Here is a 2,309-nt window from a genome sequence, read left to right on the forward strand (position 1 = left end):
GAGATGGAACGTGTCATGGCGTCCACTACGTTGCCCACCGTCTTGTTGGGTGGAGACCCTGCGGGTACCCAGGATGAAATTTTCGCCAGTTGGCAGGCTGCCCTCACACTGCCCGGCGTTCAGGGCCTGACCGTCGGGCGGACACTTCTCTATCCGGCCGACGGCGACGTAGCCGGTGCTGTATCCATGGCAGCCTCGCTGCTCAACACCACAGGACCGGCAGTGCGGGTTTCTGATGAGCGCACCCTGACAGACCGTATTCCAGTGAAAGTATCGGAGTAGCCAACCATGGGTAAAGCAACCCGACGTATGACCGTGGCGCAAGCCGTGGTCGAGTACCTCTCCCGGCAGTACACCGTGGATTCCATCGATGGCGTGGAGTATCGTGACCGGCTCATTCCGGGCACCTTCGGCATTTTTGGTCACGGCAATGTGGCCGGCGTCGGCCAGGCGTTGAAGCAGTACCAAGCTGCTGACCCTTCGATCATGCCTTACTACCAGGGCCGCAACGAACAAGCCCAGGTGCACCAGGCAGTTGGCTATGCCCGGCACACGCGTCGACGCCAGACGTTCGCCATCAGCACCTCCATTGGTCCGGGATCGTCGAACCTGCTGACGGGGGCAGCTTTGGCAACCACCAATCGGCTGCCGGTGCTCCTGTTGCCCAGTGACACTTTCGCCACCCGGGCCGCTGACCCTGTGCTGCAGCAGCTGGAGCTCCCGTACGCCTACGACATTACGGTCAACGATGCCTTCCGTCCGTTGTCCAAGTTCTTCGATAGGGTCTCCCGCCCGGAGCAACTCTTCTCCGCCTTCCACCACGGAATGCGAGTCCTGACCGACCCGGCGGAGACGGGTGCGGTGACCATCTCGCTGCCGCAGGATGTTCAGGCAGAGGCTTTTGACGTCCCGGAGGAATTCCTGGCGGAGCGGGAGTGGCGTATCCGCCGGCCGGAGGCAGAGGACCAGGACATTTGCCGCGCTGCCGAGGCCATCCGCGCCGCGAAGCGCCCATTGATCATCGCGGGCGGTGGCGTCCTGTATGCCTACGCCAACGAGGAACTCGCCAAGTTCGCCGAACTGACCGGCATTCCAGTGGGGAATACACAGGCAGGTGTCGGCGTCCTGCCGTGGGACCACGCGTTCTCCCTTGGCGCGGTCGGTTCAACGGGTACGACGGCGGCCAACGCGATCGCTGCCGAGGCGGACCTCGTCATCGGGATCGGCACGCGCTACGAGGACTTCACCACTGCTTCCCGTACGGCGTTTCAGAACCCGGATGTGAAGTTCGTGAACATCAACGTCGCCCCTATCGACGCCTATAAGCACGGCACTGTGCTGCCGATCGTCGCAGACGCGCGCAAGGCCCTGGTGAAGCTTAACCGGGCCCTGGGGGGTTACCGCGTTGCTGCCGATCTTGAACAGAAGGTGGCGGGAGAGAAGAAGCGGTGGAATGCCATCGTGGATGAGGCCTTCGAAACCCGCTACACACCTTTGCCGGCGCAAAATGAGATCATAGGTGCCGCCAACAAGGCCATGGATGACCAGGACGTCGTCATCTGCGCCGCAGGGTCCTTGCCGGGTGACCTGCACAAGATGTGGCGAGTCCGCGACCCGTTCGGCTACCACGTGGAGTACGCCTACTCCTGCATGGGCTATGAGATTCCTGGTGGATTGGGTGTGAAGCGCGCAGCTCTGGCCGAAGCCGCTGCCGGTGGCCCGGAGCGGGATGTGGTGGTCATGGTGGGGGATGGCTCCTATCTGATGATGCACACGGAACTGGTCACCGCCGTCGCAGAACGTATCAAGTTGATTGTCATCCTCATCCAAAACCACGGCTATGCCTCCATCGGTTCGCTCTCCGAATCCCTCGGCTCGCAGCGTTTCGGCACGCAGTACCGGGTCCTGGACAAGGAACAGCACAGCTTCGACGCCGGTGAGAACCTTCCAATCGACCTCGCCACCAACGCCGAATCCCTGGGTGCGAGGGTCATTCGGATCGAACCGGGGGAGCACGTCATCGAAGCCCTTGGCGCTGCCATCAAGGAAGCCAAAGCTGCTCCCGAAACCGGGCCGATCGTGATCCACGTCGAATCCGACCCTCTGCTGGACGCCCCGAGCTCCGAGTCCTGGTGGGACGTCCCCGTCTCGGCCGTCTCTGAGCTTGAATCCACACAGCAGGCCTACAAGACATACACCGACCACAAGAACCGCCAGCGCAAACTGCTCGGCTAACCCTGGTACTTACAGCCACAGACAAAAGGAAGTCCGCACATGTCGACGACGACCACACTTACCACCATTCACCA

Annotated in this window: 1 protein-coding gene and 1 pseudogene; both read left to right on the top strand. The window is 62.0% G+C overall.

Annotation, left to right across the window (positions count from 1 at the left end; genetic code table 11):
• Positions 1-282 (top strand): annotated as a pseudogene (locus HP499_RS23525) (deoxyribose-phosphate aldolase); the annotation flags it as partial.
• Positions 283-288: 6 nt separating this feature from the next.
• Complete coding sequence (gene iolD / locus HP499_RS23530; protein WP_172326459.1) at positions 289-2,235, top strand: 3D-(3,5/4)-trihydroxycyclohexane-1,2-dione acylhydrolase (decyclizing); 1,947 nt, start codon at positions 289-291, stop codon at positions 2,233-2,235.
• Positions 2,236-2,309: the final 74 nt, after the last annotated feature.

Source organism: Paenarthrobacter sp. CM16 (assembly GCF_013179505.1).
Taxonomy (GTDB): Bacteria; Actinomycetota; Actinomycetes; order Actinomycetales; family Micrococcaceae; genus Arthrobacter.